The 1042-nt window shown below is 63.7% G+C and carries 1 protein-coding gene; it reads right to left on the minus strand.

Going from position 1 to position 1042, the window contains the following annotated elements:
• Positions 1-1042, minus strand: a 1042-nt coding sequence (locus tag JHE00_RS34555) for a helix-hairpin-helix domain-containing protein (RefSeq protein ID WP_372440537.1), incomplete at both ends; no start/stop codon positions are given.

Genomic DNA, 1042 nt, shown 5'->3' on the forward strand with positions numbered 1-1042 from the left:
AGCCGGACGGGGGTGTCGCCGCGGTGGGCCTGCAGGGTCTGTTTGAGCTCGGTGACCACGCTCTGGTCGAGCCGCTCGGCCGAGGCCAGCAGCAACAACGGCGGCTCCTCCTCCCCCACGGCCAGGTCCGAGATGTCCAGCGGGATCAACCCACCACCGAACACCGACATCTTGTCCTCACGCCAGTTCACCCGGCCCTTGACCACCACCGCGTTGTCCTCGACTAGATCCGCCGCGAAGATCGCATACGACTTCGGGAAGAACAACACCTCCATCGAGGCGTCCATGTCCTCCACCGTGCAGATCGCCCAGGGCTCCCCCTTCTTGTTCACCCGCCGCTCCAGCGACGTGATCAGCCCCGAGATCTCGATCTCACCCTCCTTCGGCGGCTCCGCCAGAATCGCCGCGATCGGCCGCTTCGCGTGCTTGCGCAGAATCCGCTCCGCCCCATCCAGCGGATGCGCCGACACATACAACCCCAGCATCTCCCGCTCATAAGCCAGCAACTGCTTACGCGGGAACTCCACATCCTCGAACCTCAGATGCGCCAACGGCGACGACGACGCCACCGGAGCCGTGTCATCCCCCGACCCGAACAGGTCGAACTGACCCATCGCCTCCTGCCGCTTGAGCGGCACCACCGCCTCGACCGCGTCCTCGTGCACCTGCACCATCGACAACCGCGTGTTACCCAGCGAGTCGAACCCACCCGCCTTGACCAACGACTCCAGCACCCGCTTGTTGCACACCACCAACTCGGACTTGTCCAAAAAATCGGTGAAACTCGAGTACTTCCCCTTCTCCTCCCGAGTCTTGATCACCGACTCCACCACGTTGGCACCCACATTGCGCACCGCGCCCATCCCGAACCGGATGTCATCGCCGACCGCCGCGAACCGCAACCCCGACTCATTCACATCCGGCGGCAACACCTTGATCCCCAACCGCCGACACTCCGACAAATACACCGCCGACTTGTCCTTGTTGTCCCCCACCGACGTCAACAACGCCGCCATGTACTCAGCCGGATAATTCGCCTTCA

This window comes from Prauserella cavernicola, from assembly GCF_016595675.1.
Taxonomy (GTDB): Bacteria; Actinomycetota; Actinomycetes; order Mycobacteriales; family Pseudonocardiaceae; genus Prauserella_A; species Prauserella_A cavernicola.